Consider the following 15,454-nt stretch of genomic DNA (forward strand, 5'->3'; position numbering starts at 1 on the left):
GGTGACCAGGGTAGCCCCGCCCCGGATCAGCGGACATGGGCCGTCTCGCGCACCCCGGCGAAGAGGTCGGACTCGGGCAGCGGGCTGTCGACCAGCGAGCGCACCAGCTCGAAGTCCTCCGTCGGCCACGCGCGCCTCTGCAGGTCCATCGGCACCTGGAACCAGAAGCCGTCCGGGTCGATCTGCGTGGCGTGGGCGCGCAGCGCGTCGTCGCGGACCGGGAAGTAGTCGGCGCACTCGACCCGGGTGGTGATCCGGGGGCCCTTGTCGGGGCGGTCCTCCCAGCGCTTGATCCACTCTTCGTAGGGCGACTTCAGGCCGGCGGCGAGCAGCGTCTCGTGCAGCGCCATGATCTTGCCCTTGGAGAAGCCGATGTCGTAGTAGAGCTTGAGCGGCTGCCACGGCTCGCCCAGCTCCGGGTGGCGCCCCGGATCGCCGGCGGCCTCGAACGCGGCCACGCTGACCTTGTGGGTCATGATGTGGTCCGGGTGCGGGTAGCCGCCCTCCTCGTCGTAGGTCGTGACGACGTGCGGGCGGAACTGGCGCATCAGCCGCACCAGCGGGCCGGCCGCCACCTCGACGTCCTGGAGGGCGAAGCAGCCCTCCGGCAGCGGCGGGAGCGGGTCGCCCTCGGGCAGGCCGGAGTCGACGAAGCCGAGCCACGCCTGCTCGACGCCCAGGATCGCCCGCGCGGCGTCCATCTCGGCCCGGCGGACGTCGGCGATGTTGGCCCAGACGTCCGGGCGGTCCATCTTCGGGTTGAGCACGCTGCCGCGCTCGCCGCCGGTGCACGTGACCACCAGGACGTCCACGCCCTCGGCGACGTACTTCGCCATGGTGGCGGCACCCTTGCTCGACTCGTCGTCAGGGTGTGCGTGGACGGCCATCAGTCGCAGTCGCTCTGCCAACGTCGGCGCTCCTCGTCTCTGCCCGCCGGCGGACCCCCCGCAGGACCGCCCGGCTGACCTGCCGGAATCCTCCCCCGCGCCGGGACCTGCCGGTGCCGACCTGTCATATTTGACGGGACGGGCTGGGAGGATGGAACCCTGCCATTCTTGCCGATGCCCCCGACAACGACGCCAGGAGATCCGCCGCGGTGACCGAGACGCACGCCACACTTCCGCCGGGCGCGCCCGCCTTCCCGCCGGGCCGCTACGGCCGTCGCCGGGAGCCGGGGCGGCGCCGGCCGCTGCTGGTGGCGCTGCTGGCGGTCGTCATGGTCGCGGTCATGATCCTGGTCGCGGTGCGGCTCTACCGGCAGTACGGCGACCCGAACTACGACGCCGAGGTGATCACCTACACCGGGATCACCGACCGCCAGGTGCTGGTCGACTTCCGGGTCACCGTGCCGGAGGGCGGATCGGCGGTCTGCCTGCTGCGCGCCCGGGACCGCGACGGCGCCGAGGTGGCCCGGGAAGAGGTGACGGTGACCGCCCCGCCCGGCCAGCGGCAGGTGGCCACGCAGCACCGGCTGGTTACCACCGCCCGGCCCTTCATCGGCGAGGTGCTGCGCTGCCGGCCCCTGGCCTGAGCAGCCTCGACGCGTTCGGACGGGCCGGCACGGACGCCCTCGCCGGCCTCACGGGCCGGCGGCGGCCCCGGTCCTCGAGCGCACCCTGTGTCGTGCCGCACTGGTAACTTGGAAGTTCACCTGTCAGCCAGCACGCACGAACGAGGAGACCGCCTGTGTCCACTGGCAACGAGGCGCCCGCCACCTGGCTGTCCCAGGACGCGTTCGACCGGCTCCAGGGCGAGCTCGACGAGCTGATCGCCAACCGGCCGGTCATCGCCGCCGAGATCAACGCCCGGCGCGAGGAGGGCGACCTGCGGGAGAACGGTGGCTACCACGCCGCCCGCGAGGAGCAGGGCAAGGCCGAAGGGCGCATCCTCTATCTCAAGGAGCTGCTCCGCACCGCCAAGGTGGGCGGCGCGCAGGCCGCCGACGTGGTGTCGCCCGGCATGGTCGTGACGATCTACTTCGACGACGACAAGGACGACACCGAGACCTTCCTGCTCGGCTCCCGGGAGATCGCGTCGACCACCGACCTGACGGTCTACAGCCCGGAGTCGGCGCTGGGCCAGGCGATCCTGGGCGGCCGGGCCGGCCAGACCTGCACCTACACCGCCCCCAGCGGAGCCGACATCAAGGTGACCGTGGTCAGCTTCGAGCCGTTCTCGGGCTGAGCCCGGCCGCCGCCCAGGACCACGCGGGCGGCACGGTCGCACCGCGACCGGACCCGGGCCAGCGGGCGGCACGGCCGCGCCGGCACCCGCCCGGCAGACGGCGACGCCGGATCCGCCCGGTGAGCGGCGACGCCGGCACCCGCCCCGCAGCGGCGGCGCCCGCAGCACCCGCCCCGCAGGGGGCGACGACGAGCGACGCGGCGAGGCGTGGCACCGGGACCGGTGTCACGCCTCGCCGGCGAAGACCACCTGGTAACCGCTGGCCCGCAACGCGCTGATCAGCGTGTCGGAGTGCTCGACACCCCGGGTCTCCACCGACAGGGCCACCTCCACCTCGCCCAGGCGCAGGTGCGGATTGGCCCGCTGGTGCTCCACGTCCACCACGTTCGCCCGGTGCTCGGCGATCTCCCCGAGCAGCGACGCGAGCTGGCCCGGGCGGTCGGAGCAGCGCACGGTCACCCGCAGGTAGCGCCCGGCGGCGGCGAGCCCGTGCTCGATCACCCGCAGCATCAGCAGCGGGTCGATGTTGCCCCCCGAGAGCACCGCCACCACCGGCGCCTGCACCTCGACGACGCCCGCCAGCAGGGCCGCCACACCGACCGCGCCGGCCGGCTCGACCACCTGCTTGCCCCGCTCCAGCAGCATCAGCAGCGCGCGGGAGATGTCCTCCTCGGAGACCGTGACGATCTCGTCCACCAACTTGCGCACGTGGGTGAACGTGAGTTCCCCCGGCCGGCCGACCGCGATGCCGTCCGCGATGGTGCCGAACGCCGGGAGGCGTACCGGCTCGCCGGCCGCCAGGCTGGGCGGGAAGGCCGCGGCACCGGCCGCCTGCACCCCGATGATCCGCACGTCGGGCCGCAGCGCCTTGGCCACCACCGCGATGCCGGAGACCAGCCCGCCGCCGCCCACCCCCGTGATGATCGTCCTGACCTCGGGGCACTGTTCGAGGATCTCCAGGGCCACGGTGCCCTGACCGGCGATCACGTCCCGGTGGTCGAACGGGTGGATCAGCGTCGCCCCGGTGCGCTCGGCGTGGTTCTGCGCCGCGACCAGGGACTCGTCGACGGTGTTGCCGACCAGCTCGACCTGGGCGCCGTACCCCTTGGTGGCGGCCACCTTCGGCAGCGGCGCGTTCACCGGCATGAAGACCGTGGCGTGCGTACCGACGAGGCCGGCGGCTAGCGCCACCCCCTGGGCGTGGTTGCCGGCGCTCGCCGCGACCACGCCGTCGGCCCGCTCCGCCTCCGACAGCCGGGAGATCCGCACGTACGCGCCGCGCACCTTGTACGAGCCGGCGCGTTGCAGGTTCTCGCACTTGAGCCACGTCGGCCCGCCCAGCGCCGCGCTGAGCGGACGGGAGGGCTCGAGCGGGGTGGTGCGCACGACGTCGGCGAGCAGTTCCCGCGCGGCCCGTACGTCGGCGAGACCGACCAGTTCCGTCATGCCCTGATCGTGCCACCCTCCCCCCGCGCCGACGCGCGCACGCCACCTCTCAGACGGGGGCGGGGATGCGGGGGTAGCCGGGGGCGTGGCGCGGCCAGGGGGCCTGCATCTCGAACTGCCCGGCGACGCCGAGGAGCAGCAGCTCGCTGCCGGGCGGACCGATCAGCTGCACGGCGACCGGCAGCCCGTCGGGGCGGCGGCCGACCGGCACCACGAGCGCGGGCAGGCCGGCGATGTTCCACGGCGCGGCGAACGGGGCGTAGCGGATGTTGGCCAGCATGTTGGCCCGCCAGGCCCGGCCGGACCAGGCCGTGGCCTCCGGCGGCGCGGTCGCCAGGGCGGGGGTGAGCAGCAGGTCGATCGAGTGGTCGGCGAAGAAGCCGATCGAACGCTCGCGCCAGGCGGCCCGGTCGGCCTCCCGTACGTATCCGCGCCGCTGCGCCCACTCGCCGAGGGCGACGTGCCGGCGGCTGCGCCGCTGGAGGCCGCGCCGGTCGAGCCCGGCGGCGCGGACGTCGGCGGCCGCCGCGGCGAACCAGGTGGCGATGCCCTGCAGGCCCAGCGCCGTCGGGTAGACCGGGTCGGCCGGCACGGTGTCGTGGCCCGCTCCCGCGAGCAGCCGGCCGGCGGCGGCGACCGCGTCGCGGTTGGGCGCGTCGGCGTGCACGCCCCGCACCGGCGAGCGGAGCGAGACGCCCACCCGCAGCCGCTGCGGCGGCACCAGCTTGTCCGGGCGGCGGCCGGCCAGCACCGAGAAGCCCACGGCCGCGTCGGCGACCGTGCTGGTCAGCATGCCGTGCTCGGTGAGGCCCAGCCAGTCGTCCGCGCCGAGCTGGCACGGGACCACGCCCCGGCCCGGCTTGAGCCCGACCAGGCCGCAGCAGGCGGCCGGGATGCGGATCGAGCCGAGGCCGTCGTTGCCGTGGGCGATCGGCACCAGGCCGGCCGCGACGGCGGCGGCCGCCCCGCCGGAGGAGCCGCCGGGCGTACGCCGGGTGTCCCAGGGGTTGCGGGTCACGGCGGTCTCGTCGTCGGTGACGGCCCACAGGCCGAGCTCCGGCATCCGGGTCACCCCGAGGATCACCGCGCCGGCGCCGCGCAGCCGGCGGACCACCTCGTGGTCGGCCTCGGCCACCGGCGTACGCACCGCGGCCGACCCGTTCCAGGTGGGCAGCCCGGCGACGGCGGTGTTCTCCTTGACCGCCACCGGCACCCCGGCCAACGGGAGGTTGGCCAGGTCCTCCTGCTCGTCGACCTTCTCCGCCTCGGTGATCGCCTCCCCGCCGCGTACCGCACGGAACGCGGCGAGGTCGGCGTCGACCCGGGCGATGTGGTCCAGGTGGTCGGCGACGACCTGGGTGGCCGTGACGTCACCCCTGCGCACGCCCCGGGCGATCTGCTTGGCGGTCGCCCCCACCCAGGTCGGCATGATGTCCTGCACGGCCACCCTCCCTCACCAGCGGTCAGCCCAGCGCCTGCTCCAGATCGGCGAGCAGGTCGTCGACCGTCTCGATGCCGACAGACAGTCGCACGAGATCGCCGGGAACTTCAAGCGGCGAGCCGGCAGCACTTGCGTGTGTCATCCGGCCGGGGTGCTCGATCAGGGATTCCACGCCGCCGAGCGACTCGGCGAGGATGAAGAGCCGCGTGCGGTTGCAGATCTCGACGGCGTGTTCCTCGCCGCCGGCGGCCCGGAACGAGATCATGCCGCCGAAGCGGCGCATCTGCTTCGCGGCCACCTCGTGGCCCGGGTGCGCGGGCAGCCCCGGGTAGATGACCTGGCCGACCTTGGCGTGCCCGTCCAGGTAGGCCGCGATCCGCTCGGCGTTGTCGCAGTGCCGGTCCATGCGTACGCCCAGGGTCTTGATGCCGCGCAGGGTGAGCCACGCGTCGAAGGGGCCGTTGATCGCGCCCATGGCGTTCTGGTGGTAGCGCAGTTCCTCGCCGAGCCCGGCGTCGGCCGCGACCAGCGCGCCGCCGACCACGTCGGAGTGGCCGCCGATGTACTTGGTGGTGGAGTGCACCACCACGTCGGCGCCGTGCGCGATGGGCTGCTGGAGGTACGGCGAGGCGAACGTGTTGTCGACGACCAGCAGGGCGCCCGCGTCGTGTGCGATGCCGGCCAGCGCGGCGATGTCGGCGATGCCGAGCAGCGGGTTGGTGGGCGTCTCCACCCAGACGATCCGGGTCCGGCCCGGCTCGACGGCGGCCCGGATCGCGTCGGGGTCGGAGACCTTCGCCGGGGTGAAGTCCAGCCCCCAGCGCTCGGCCACCCGGGCGAAGAGCCGGTACGTGCCGCCGTACGCGTCGTCGGGGATCACCACGTGGTCGCCCGGCTTGCAGACGGTACGCAGCAGGGTGTCCTCGGCGGCGAGGCCGCTGGCGAAGGCGAGACCGACGGGACCGCCCTCCAGCGCGGCGAGGCACTCCTGCAGGGCGTCGCGGGTCGGGTTGCCGGAGCGGCTGTACTCGTAGCCCAGCCGGGGCGCGCCGACGGCGTCCTGGGCGTAGGTGCTGGTCTGGTAGATCGGTGGGATCACCGCGCCGGTGCGGGCCTCGGGGTCCTGGCCGGCGTGGATGGCGAGCGTGTCGAAGCCGTGACTCATCCCGTGAGGCTAATGCCCCGTCCCGAAGGCTGAAACGCAACGGTCGTGTACGGGCCCACGCCCGACGTGTCGGATCCGTGGCCCGAACGGGCGGCCTGCCCCGCGCCGGGCTGCCGGCATGGCCTGGACGGGCGATCTCCCCCGCGCCGGGCTGCCGGCATAGCCTGGACGGATGAGCGGCTGCGTGTTCTGCGGGATCGTCACGGGCGACGTCCCCGCCTTCCGGGTCGCCGACGAGCCGGACGGGGTGGCGTTCCTGGACACCCGGCCGGTCTTCAAGGGGCACGTGCTGGTGGTGCCGCGCACGCATCTGGTCACCCTGGCCGACCTGCCGGCCGAGGCGCTGCCCGGCTACTTCGGCCTGGTGCGGCGGCTCGCGGTCGCCGTGGAGACCGGCCTGGGGGCCGGCGGGACGTTCGTGGCGATGAACAACAGGGTGTCCCAGTCCGTCGCGCACCTGCACACCCACGTGGTGCCACGGACGAAGGGCGACGGCCTGCGCGGCTTCTTCTGGCCGCGCACCCGCTACGCCGACGACGCCGAGGCCGAGGCCCACGCCGCCCGGATCACCGCAGCCCTGTGACCCGCCCACCGCCCCGCCACCTGATACGCCGGTTGACGGTGCGACCCCCGCGCCCGTTCCTCCCGCACGAGCGTGCCGCCCGGCGGCGGGGGCCACGCACGTGCCAACGGTGATCAGGACGCCATGGACGTTACGCCGGCAACGCTGCATCTCACGCTCCGTCCACCCGCGTCCGTCTGAGCGCGGGTGGAGCGGGTAAGGAAGACGGGTCCGGCGGTGTTGCACGCTGGGAGAGGTACGAGAGGAGTCCCACCGTGTTCCTGCGCCGCATGAAGGCCGAACTGCCCACCTCCGACCAGGCCCTGCCCGGTCGCCTGATCGCGATGCCGATCGCGGACCGACACGAGGTGCTGGGCACCCCGCTGAAGGGTCCCTTCCCGGAGGGCTCACAGGTGGCCGTGTTCGGCATGGGCTGCTTCTGGGGCGCCGAGCGGCTGTTCTGGACCCTGCCCGGGGTGATCACCACGTCCGCCGGCTACGCGGGAGGCATCACGCCCAACCCGACCTACGACGAGGTGTGCTCGGGGATGACGGGGCACGCCGAGGTGGTCCAGGTGGTCTACGACCCCGCCACGATCAGCTACGAGGACCTGCTGAAGGTCTTCTGGGAGAACCACGACCCGACGCAGGGCATGCGCCAGGGCAACGACGTGGGCACCCAGTACCGGTCGACGATCTACGTGACCACGGACGAGCAGCTCGCCACCGCGCAGGCGTCCCGGGACGCGTTCGCGCCCGTCGTGGCGCGGGCCGGCAAGGGCGAGATCACCACGGAGATCGAGCGGCTCGGCGCCTACTACTTCGCCGAGGACCACCACCAGCAGTACCTGGCCCCGACGAAGAATCCTAACGGATGGTGTGGTATTGGCCCGAACGGTATGACGTGCCCCGTGGGGGTTGCCCGCATGGGCGACTGAGCAGCGAAAACACACCCCCGGCCGCCGCTGCAGAGAGCGGGCGGCCGGGGGCTATTCGGACACGTAGACGCCGGACCCCGGCACCCCGACGACCAGGCCACGAGCCTTGAGCGCGTCCACCGCACGGGCGACGGTCCGGCGGGCGCTGCCATATTCCTCGGCCAACCCGTCATACGTCGGCAGGCGCGAGCCGGGCCGGAACTCTCCGGCCCCGATCCGACGGGTTAGGTCGGCCTCGATCTCTCGGGCGGTATGAGGGATCGGCACACGCACAGGGTCGCGCGTTCCCATGCATGCCCTACTTACACCCCTGGCACTACTTGCTCTGGTCGCACTGCTGGCACTAGGTTGCCAGGTGAAGGCGCGATCAGCGGTAGCCGTGACGGCGGCGCGGGTCGCTGCACGCACGAGGGGCGTCCCGTCGCCTGGCAAGCGGCGGGGCGTCCCGTTCCGTTTCTGGAGGGGTGCCGATGCTGTCCGAAGAGAAACCGCTACGAGTGCCGGTCGACATCAACGGGTGGCGGTGGCCGCTGTGGGTCGGGCGGGTGGAGTGCGGCGAGTGCGGCGAGGCGGTCGCGGCAGAGCGATGTACGGCGCTCTCCGAACTGACCGAGGCGATCGAGCTGCACGCGTCGAGGTGCCAGCGGGCCTGAAACGACGAAACCCCCGGTACCCATGTAGGCACCGGGGGTTTCGTTGTGTCTGTGGTCAAGCGGGCGGGAGAAGGTATAGCGCGAGGGCGGCGGAGTCCTGTGTCGGCTCGGCAGTGTCGCGGCGGCCGGGCCTCGTGACGGCGGTGCTCATGATCTCGTTCTTTCCTGGTCCGCAGGTCATTGGAGCTTTTCGTGGCCCCATGTGCGGAGGCGACGGGGGCTTCCTCAATACCCGCCAACTGCGCACATGGGTACGCCGGTCGCCTGCCGTGGTCTACGACCGTCACCCTCGCGTCTCGGCCGTGCCGGTCGCTAGCGGGGGCCAAGCGGGGCGAGCCATCGCGGCGAGCGAGGCGGGCGGGCCGACGGGGCAGCGCGCTCAACTCCGCCATGAGCGCGCATCGCAGCAGAAGAGTGCATTCGCCAAGCAAAGGCTCGGGAGGTGGTCGTAGGGTGCGCCGATGTCTGCGGCGTCTCGCCCGTGAACTTGACATTGCCACTGTGACAGGGTTTTGACTGGGCTGTCGGAGGTGGTGCCCCATGAACTCGGCACACAGGTATTCACAGGACACGCGGCCGCTCGACGCATTGACCGGTGGGAACTCGTCGACGCGGCTGAAGGCGGCGCTGGCAATCGGTACGCATCCCGAGCCCGGTTTCGTCGATGTGCTCGTGGCGCGGTGCGCGATCGAGCCGGACTTTTTCGTGCGCGACATGCTCACGTGGGCGCTGACCCGTCTCCCGTCGGAGATCACGGTTCCGAAGCTACGCGCGGAGCTGCGGTCCGGACGCGCACAGGCCCGCAGCCAGGCGTTGCATACCCTGTCCAAGATCGGGGACAGCAGCGCGTGGCCCGCGATCACGCGATCATTGCTGCACGACGCCGACGACGAGGTCGCGCGGACTGCGTGGCGCGCTGCCGTCGTTCTCGTGCCCGACGAGGAAAAGGAGGCGCTGGCTGCGGAACTGGCCAGGCAGTTTGGTCGCGGCGACCGGGAGGTACGGCTGAGCCTGAGCCGTACCCTCGTGGCGCTCGGCGACGTGGTCGAGCCGGTCCTGCAGACGGCGATGATCCATCACGACCCGGCGGTACGTGCGCATGCAAGCGCGACGGAGCGGCTTCTGCGCGACCCGGATGCCGCGTTCGACCTCGCCGTCGATGAAGCGAGACGGGTCGTTGCGCTCGGTCCGGGCCGGGAGGAGACGACTGCGTGCTGATCGGTGAGGTGGCGCGCCGCTCGGGGGTGAGCGCCCGGATGCTCAGGCACTACGACTCCCTCGGGCTGGTGCGGCCGACCGGCCGTACCGTGGGTGGCTACCGGGAGTACACCCCCGAAGACCTCCGGCGGATCTTTTATGTGGAGGGTCTGCGGTCTCTGGGACTGTCGCTGCGTCAGATCGCACGCGCTCTCGACGATCCCGGATTCACACCGTCCGCGCTGGTCGGCGACCTCATCCGAGAGACCGAGGAACGACTGAACCGGGAGCACGAGCTCCTCGAACGGCTGCGAACGGTCGATGCGGCCGAGCCCGCCGGCTGGCAGGACGTCGCGCGCATCGTCGAGCTCCTGAAAGGACTGGGTTCCCAGAGTGCCGCGCGGCGACAGCAGGCCGTCCTGGCCCCGGCCGAGCACGCGTCGGTTCCCGTCGAGGTGCTGACCGAGGCGGTCCTCGCCGAATCCGATCCGAACGTTGCTGGGGCCCTGCGGTGGGCCCTCGCGCTGGCCGGCGGTGACCGTGTGGCGAGCCTGGCATCCGGCATGGCCTCCGACGGCGTTGATGTCCGACGGCGTGCGGTCCTGGCGCTCGCCGAGCTACCCGACGACGAGGCGACCGCGACGCTCACGGACGCGCTCGGGGACACGGACACGACGATCCGCAGACATGCTGCTCTCGCACTTGGTGCACGGGGCGTGACCCGAGCCGTGCCGACGCTCCTCGGCATAGTGGTCGAGGGCCCGAACGATGTCGAGGCGGCCGAGTTGCTGGGAACGTTGGCGCGGGACGCGAAGTGGGCAGACCGGATCATGGGTGCGCTGGTCGACGAACTCGCCGCACACACCGCGGACTCGGCGGTGCGGATGCGACTGGCTCAGGCACTCGCCGAGATGCCGGGGACCATTGCGCTGAACGTCCTGCGGCACCTGGCCCACGACGATGATCGGCCTGTGGCCCTCACCGCTTCGGCCCTCGTGAAGGTGCTCGAAGAACGGTCGATCGACGAGAACAAGACGCCGCAGATTAGTAAACGTCGAATCGGTCCACCGCGTCCCCACGCAGACCGGCCCGCCGATCCGGACACGACATGAGTGCTTCCTACCGTGCCGCCGCCTCGTCTCCGAGACCAGAGCGACCCGCAAGATACTCGCTCATCGGCAGATGAGTGCGTGGTCCGTCGGGCCTAATTAGCAGACCGGCGGTGGTCCGGCCTCGGCACGCGGCAGAATGCACAGTGCCCGGCGTCGTCGGGGTCGACCGCGCCACCCTCGCACGCGCATGCGCCAGCGGTGTACGTCTCCACGACCCGGGGCAGCTCGGTGGCCGGCAGCGCGCGAATGGCGGTCATCATCTCGGTCACGATGGCGGGGCGCGGCGGTGCGCGCGGGACGGCGGGACGGCGTGACGACGGGACGGTCGACGGATTCCGTTGACCGTGCGGGGCGGGTCGGCGGGCGCCTCCCTAGCTCGGCCGGGCGCCGCCGTGCCGGATGCGGGCTTGCCGGGCGGGCAGCCGGCGGCATGTCTTGCATGAGCGGTGCCATCCGTCCGCCGTGCGTCCGTCGCGGCCGAACGCGGCCGGCGGCAGCGTCCGATCACAGCCGGGGCAGTGCCGGGCGGCCGGCGCAGGGGCGGTCACTTGACCGGTCCGATCGGGCCGGGCCGGTCTCTGGACGGGATCGTCCGGGCGGCTCATGCGGCGCGGTCCCGGCGGCTCAGGTTGCGCTGGGTGGTGGTGTGGATGCGCCGATTCTCCGCACGGCACGACCGGCACAGCCGGCGGAAGCCGTCGAGGGTGCGCCGGTCGGTGCCGAACGCCGACAGCGAGCGGGCGGTGTTGCACTGTGGGCAGTGCCTAGTGTCCACGCAGGGCCTCCCGTCGGTTGGCGCGGCGCATCTCCACGGCTCGGGCAAAAGTGGATGCTTTGTACGACGCTTGCCAGGCGACCGACCGGACGGTCATTTCCTCACGTAGCTCGCGCTCGGCAATCGCGGCCAATTTCTCGGGATCGTCGTCATAAGCGGCCGGCCGGGCATAATCAAACGATGCGGACGGATTGCCATATGGACGATGTCCCTGAGGCTGCCAATCTCAGCGCGCTCGGTGCCCCATTCCATAGCGACCGCGGTGCCGGTTAGCTCCTTTATGTCTAGCGTGAAAAGGTCCGCGTTATCGCTGGGCCACTGCCCAATTCGACAACATTGTTGGCCGGCGCCGGTGATGTGGCGCATGATCAATCGGGAGCGACGGCCGGCGAGCTGGGCGAGTCGAGTAGCGGTTGCGGGGTCGATATGGCCAGGCTCGGCGCCTCCACCGTGGTTCGCATTCATGCCCATTTCCTTTCTATGGAATGGTTTTTGGGTTTTTGGTAATGCCAAACAGATTCGGGCCGACAGTAACGCGCCATGCCTACCGGGAGGGCTTTGGTGGGGGTGGAGGGAAGGCGGCCCCCACCCCTGCGCGACTGCTCGCGCAGCGCGGCGAACGCACACGCACATCTCCATAAAGGAACGATGTGATGCGTTCGCTTGCACGTTTACCATTAGCTAATTAGCTCAACTGCAATTCATACCAGCAAACAGCACACATTAGCTCGCCTGCAAGAATGGTGCGGCGTCGACAGCGTGGGCAAAGGCGTATCGATGTGTGCGCCTTGCCGATAAGCAACAAGGCACACACACCAACCACATTACTCACGCATTCTCGTCGCTACCCTGCTCAATCGGGGGCAGGCCGGCAAGTCGCCGGGCCAATTCCTCCGGCGTGCCTGCCGCTACTTCGGCACGGTAATACTCCCCGTCGGTCATGCCGGCCCGGCGGACGGTACGGGACCGGCCGGACCTCTCCACGGCATAGAAGAAATTCGCCATGGCGTAATCCAGATTCATCGCGTTCACCTCCCCAGGGCGGTCGGAATGGCGGGGGCCGGGTTGTTCACTTGCTGCCCAGCAGGGTCCGATGCGGGCGGTCACGCATCGACCCCTGCGCGGGCGGCGCACTCGGGCGGTCGGCGGCGCGGCAGGCGTTGGAGCAGTAGCGCCACCGGCCCTCCCCCTGCACCGGGAACGGCTCGCCGCAGTGGCGGCACGCCCGCGTGGGGGTTACCGACTGCGGCTCAGGCTCGGGGGCCCGCTGCGGCTCCTCGGCCACCAGGACGCCAGCGGCGCGGGCACGCTCGCGGATGTGGAACTCTTCGTCCCACTCGGCGGCCAGCGTCGCTGTCTCCACACGGGCCAGCAGGACAGCCGCACGAGCGGCCTTGGCTGCCTTGCGTCGCTCGGCGGCGGCGCGGCCTCAGGTCGGCGCACCCTCGCGGTTGGCCTTCTTCCAACCGATGTCGTGGCGTTGCTTGCTCATCAGAACGGCCCCCGAATCTGCTTGACGATCTCTGCGATGTGGTCGGGCGTTCCGCTCTCATAGCCTCGGATCTGGCGGGCCATCCGGCGGATGTCCTCGGCGGACCGCGCAAGCTCGGGCTGCTCGGCGGCCTCCTGCTCGGCCCGGATGGCGGCGGCGGTCGCGGCCACCTCGGCATCCCAGGCGGCGGCCTCGGCTTCGGTCATCGGGTGGCCGGCGGCGTCGTATCGCTGGTTCATCAGGAACCACTCGCAATCACACGCAGCGCGCGCAGGAGGTCATCCACGCTGCCCAGACGCCGGAAGCCGTCAACGACGTTGGTGTGCGCGTTGTACTTGGTCGACCGGAGGATCAGCACGGCCAGCCGGTCGGCCATCTTGCGGATCTCGTCCCGGTCGCGCTCCTTGCGCTCCTCGACGTACGGGGTCACCACCTCGACCAGCGCAAACTGAGCGTTCACAGCCGGCGGCATCAGGGCGCGGTGCGCGGCGATGATCTCATCGCGGCGGGCCTCCCAGAACACGTCCGGCTTGGGCTGCCTCACCTTGCCGGCCAGCGCGGCGGCCTTCACCTCGGCCTTGTCGTCGGCGTACTCGTCGGCCAGGTCGTCCATCTTGTCGGCGGACGCCTCCAGTGCCTCAACGGCGGCGGTCAGCTTGTCGAGCGCGGCGGCCACCTCGGGCACCTCGGCGGCGATCTCGTCAACGAACGGCGGCAGGTGCGGCGCGCGGCGGCCAGGCTTGGCGAGGTGCTCGGTGCCTTGGCTGGTCTGCGTGACGGCGGTGTCGAGGTTGGGGAACTGGACGTTAGACACGGGGGAACTCTTCCGTTGCTCGGGCGTCTCCGCGTTTCCGAGCGAGGGGTAGCCGGTGACCGACCGGCGGCGGTGGTGGATCAGTTGGCGAACGGGTCGTGGTCGCGGGTGGCCTCTTCACAGACGAGGCAGCCGGGGACCGGCCACAGCGAGACGTGCGCGCGGTGGCGCTGCCACTCGTCGCGGTTGCGGGCGGCGTGGCGGACGTTGCGGGGGTCGGCTGCGCGGGCGTCGCGGGCGGCCATCAGGGCTGCGAACTCGGCGGCCCGGCGGCGGTCACGGTTGTTCATCCGGCCACCCCGAGGGTGGCGCGGGGCGGGGTGGCGCAGACGCCGCACGCCGTGCCGATCTCGCCGGTCGAGAGGATCGCTACGTACGCGGCCCGGTGGCCGCATCCGTTGGCCTCACAGCGGAAGTCGGATGCCATCATCAGCTCGTGCCGGCGCTCGGGCGAGACGTGAATGGCGGTCAGCGGGTTAGGCATCGGGGAGACTCCAAGCGGGTGTAGAGCGGCGCTCAACGGGGGCCCTCCAGGTCTGCGGCGTCAGGCGGCCGAGCGGCGACGGTGCCAGGCACGCAGCGGCCAGGCGGGCGAGCGTGTGCATGAGCTGCCGCATCACAGCCGCTCCCACAGCGGACGATCGCCGGGCCGGGTGTACGTGCGGTCGCGCATGATCAGGCGCTCGCGGCGGGTGCGGTCGGTGTAGATCGGGGCACCCCGCCAGAGATGCATGCCCATCCATCCGCGCTTCCCGTGGACTACGGCGCTCATGAGGTATTCGCGTGCGACGGCGGCGAACGTCTTGCGGCCGGCGGGCATGATCTCGCCAACGGCCGGGCCGCGCTTGACGGCCACGCGAGCGCCGATCATCTGCGTGTCGGCGAACATGCCACCGGGGGCACCGGTCATCAGCACCGGGTCAGCGTCGTAGTTGAGCGTTTCCAGGGTGGAGAGGTACGCCTCGAAGAGCGCCGGGCCTTCCGTGAACCGGCCGATCAGCCAGCGGAACGTTTCCAGGTCGGTTAGCCAGGTCTCGATGGCCCAGGCTGCGGAGCGGGCGGCCGGCGTCATCTCGTCGCCGTATCGGTATGCGTCCACGGGGTCACCTCTAATCGGTTGCAGGGCAACGAAAACCGCCCCGGTCGTTGTGGGAGATGCGACCTCCCACAACGCCCGGGGCGTTGGCTTTTCGGTGTTGCTGGCCGCGCCGTGTGTGTCGCATACACGCGGTGCGGGGGGCTGCCCTATCGGGACAGGCGGGCGGCGCGGTGCGCCAGGTAGTCGGCCACGTTCGCGCGGAACGCGGTGGTGGCTTCGTCAGTCAGTGGCCGGGGCCGGGTCGCGGTGGTGCGGCGGGTGATCGTCGGGGCGGTCATGGTTCCTCCACTCTGGGCAGTGGTAGACGGCGAGACCGCCCGGACATGGGTGGGCCGATCTCCTGGCGGCAACCAAGATCGGCTCACTCATGACCGGGCGGGTCGGGGTGCGCGCGGACGGGTTGCCGGTCGTCGCGGTGCGCGGGGTCCGCCCGTCTCGGGCGGTGGTCGTGCGGGGGGCTTGTACTGAGCCTTTTTCATCCTGACCTTGCAGGTCAGGGGCGGTGTGCGTAGCCCGGGGATCGATGAGGGCGAGGCTCCAGGTAAGACAGCAAATCGACCAAAACCCGATGCCCCG

Annotated in this window: 20 protein-coding genes and 1 pseudogene; 7 read left to right on the forward strand and 14 right to left on the reverse strand. The window is 71.4% G+C overall.

All coding sequences use genetic code 11. From position 1 onward, the window contains the following. Positions 1-26: 26 nt before the first annotated feature. Positions 27-908, reverse strand: coding sequence for a mycothiol conjugate amidase Mca (gene mca, locus V6U77_RS22610; RefSeq protein ID WP_334608606.1), 882 nt, complete (start codon positions 906-908; stop codon positions 27-29). Positions 909-1,096: 188 nt separating this feature from the next. On the opposite strand from mca, the gene V6U77_RS22615 reads away from it, so the two are divergent. Further along, positions 1,097-1,531 (forward strand): DUF4307 domain-containing protein, encoded by a 435-nt coding sequence (locus tag V6U77_RS22615; RefSeq protein WP_334608607.1) that lies wholly within the window; start codon positions 1,097-1,099, stop codon positions 1,529-1,531. Between the two features lie 155 nt (positions 1,532-1,686). Further along, on the forward strand, positions 1,687-2,184 hold the full coding sequence (greA, locus tag V6U77_RS22620; protein ID WP_334608608.1) for a transcription elongation factor GreA: 498 nt from the start codon (positions 1,687-1,689) through the stop codon (positions 2,182-2,184). A 225-nt stretch (positions 2,185-2,409) separates the two neighbouring features. Here greA and ilvA read toward each other — a convergent pair whose 3' ends face one another. From ilvA to V6U77_RS22635, 3 genes are read right to left on the reverse strand one after another with little or no spacing between them, the layout of a single operon-like run. After that, a complete protein-coding gene (gene ilvA / locus V6U77_RS22625) occupies positions 2,410-3,630 on the reverse strand; it encodes a threonine ammonia-lyase (RefSeq protein WP_334608609.1) in 1,221 nt (406 codons plus the stop codon). Between the two features lie 49 nt (positions 3,631-3,679). Then, positions 3,680-5,077 (reverse strand): amidase, encoded by a 1,398-nt coding sequence (locus V6U77_RS22630; RefSeq protein WP_334608610.1) that lies wholly within the window; start codon positions 5,075-5,077, stop codon positions 3,680-3,682. Between the two features lie 16 nt (positions 5,078-5,093). Beyond that, on the reverse strand, positions 5,094-6,236 hold the full coding sequence (locus V6U77_RS22635) for a cystathionine gamma-synthase (protein WP_334608611.1): 1,143 nt from the start codon (positions 6,234-6,236) through the stop codon (positions 5,094-5,096). 172 nt (positions 6,237-6,408) lie between these two features. Between V6U77_RS22635 and V6U77_RS22640 the strand changes: the two genes are divergently transcribed. After that, on the forward strand, positions 6,409-6,819 hold the full coding sequence (locus V6U77_RS22640) for an HIT family protein (RefSeq protein ID WP_334608613.1): 411 nt from the start codon (positions 6,409-6,411) through the stop codon (positions 6,817-6,819). 254 nt (positions 6,820-7,073) lie between these two features. Beyond that, on the forward strand, positions 7,074-7,736 hold the full coding sequence (gene msrA, locus V6U77_RS22645) for a peptide-methionine (S)-S-oxide reductase MsrA (RefSeq protein ID WP_334608614.1): 663 nt from the start codon (positions 7,074-7,076) through the stop codon (positions 7,734-7,736). A gap of 51 nt (positions 7,737-7,787) precedes the next feature. On the opposite strand, the gene V6U77_RS22650 is transcribed toward msrA, so the two are convergent. Continuing rightward, the gene (locus tag V6U77_RS22650) at positions 7,788-8,027 is read right to left on the reverse strand and encodes a winged helix-turn-helix domain-containing protein (protein ID WP_334608615.1); all 240 of its coding nucleotides are present in this window, start codon (positions 8,025-8,027) and stop codon (positions 7,788-7,790) included. A gap of 179 nt (positions 8,028-8,206) precedes the next feature. On the opposite strand from V6U77_RS22650, the gene V6U77_RS22655 reads away from it, so the two are divergent. The 3 genes and pseudogenes from V6U77_RS22655 to V6U77_RS22665 all read left to right on the forward strand — a co-directional run. Further along, the gene (locus V6U77_RS22655; protein WP_334608617.1) at positions 8,207-8,389 is read left to right on the forward strand and encodes a hypothetical protein; all 183 of its coding nucleotides are present in this window, start codon (positions 8,207-8,209) and stop codon (positions 8,387-8,389) included. Between the two features lie 540 nt (positions 8,390-8,929). Next, complete coding sequence (locus V6U77_RS22660; protein WP_334608618.1) at positions 8,930-9,607, forward strand: HEAT repeat domain-containing protein; 678 nt, start codon at positions 8,930-8,932, stop codon at positions 9,605-9,607. Further along, positions 9,601-10,578 (forward strand): annotated as a pseudogene (locus V6U77_RS22665) (HEAT repeat domain-containing protein); the annotation flags it as partial. The gene V6U77_RS22660 and the pseudogene V6U77_RS22665, both read left to right, overlap by 7 nt. A gap of 721 nt (positions 10,579-11,299) precedes the next feature. Here V6U77_RS22665 and V6U77_RS22670 read toward each other — a convergent pair. The 9 genes from V6U77_RS22670 to V6U77_RS22710 all read right to left on the reverse strand — a co-directional run bounded on the left by V6U77_RS22670 (position 11,300) and on the right by V6U77_RS22710 (position 15,156). Next, entirely contained in the window at positions 11,300-11,473 is a 174-nt protein-coding gene (locus V6U77_RS22670; RefSeq protein WP_334608619.1) for a hypothetical protein, read from the reverse strand. An 828-nt stretch (positions 11,474-12,301) separates the two neighbouring features. Beyond that, positions 12,302-12,496 carry a hypothetical protein gene (locus V6U77_RS22675; RefSeq protein ID WP_334608620.1) on the reverse strand — a complete coding sequence of 65 codons (195 nt, stop codon included), beginning with the start codon at positions 12,494-12,496 and terminating at the stop codon, positions 12,302-12,304. Positions 12,497-12,542: 46 nt separating this feature from the next. Further along, a complete protein-coding gene (locus V6U77_RS22680; RefSeq protein WP_334608622.1) occupies positions 12,543-12,836 on the reverse strand; it encodes a hypothetical protein in 294 nt (97 codons plus the stop codon). Positions 12,837-12,964: 128 nt separating this feature from the next. Beyond that, on the reverse strand, positions 12,965-13,204 hold the full coding sequence (locus V6U77_RS22685) for a hypothetical protein (protein ID WP_334608624.1): 240 nt from the start codon (positions 13,202-13,204) through the stop codon (positions 12,965-12,967). Further along, the gene (locus V6U77_RS22690; protein ID WP_334608625.1) at positions 13,204-13,779 is read right to left on the reverse strand and encodes a hypothetical protein; all 576 of its coding nucleotides are present in this window, start codon (positions 13,777-13,779) and stop codon (positions 13,204-13,206) included. Before V6U77_RS22690 ends, V6U77_RS22685 begins: the two co-directional genes overlap by 1 nt. 80 nt (positions 13,780-13,859) lie before the next feature. Further along, positions 13,860-14,069, reverse strand: coding sequence for a hypothetical protein (locus tag V6U77_RS22695; RefSeq protein WP_334608626.1), 210 nt, complete (start codon positions 14,067-14,069; stop codon positions 13,860-13,862). Continuing rightward, on the reverse strand, positions 14,066-14,263 hold the full coding sequence (locus tag V6U77_RS22700; protein WP_334608627.1) for a hypothetical protein: 198 nt from the start codon (positions 14,261-14,263) through the stop codon (positions 14,066-14,068). The genes V6U77_RS22695 and V6U77_RS22700 overlap by 4 nt, the downstream gene beginning before the upstream one ends. Before the next feature lie 132 nt (positions 14,264-14,395). Next, entirely contained in the window at positions 14,396-14,878 is a 483-nt protein-coding gene (locus V6U77_RS22705) for a hypothetical protein (protein ID WP_334608628.1), read from the reverse strand. Between the two features lie 146 nt (positions 14,879-15,024). Beyond that, entirely contained in the window at positions 15,025-15,156 is a 132-nt protein-coding gene (locus V6U77_RS22710) for a hypothetical protein (protein ID WP_269458982.1), read from the reverse strand. Between the last annotated feature and the right edge of the window lie 298 nt (positions 15,157-15,454).

Origin of the sequence: Micromonospora sp. CPCC 205546 (assembly GCF_036902715.1) — a bacterium.
Lineage (GTDB): Bacteria > Actinomycetota > Actinomycetes > Mycobacteriales > Micromonosporaceae > Micromonospora.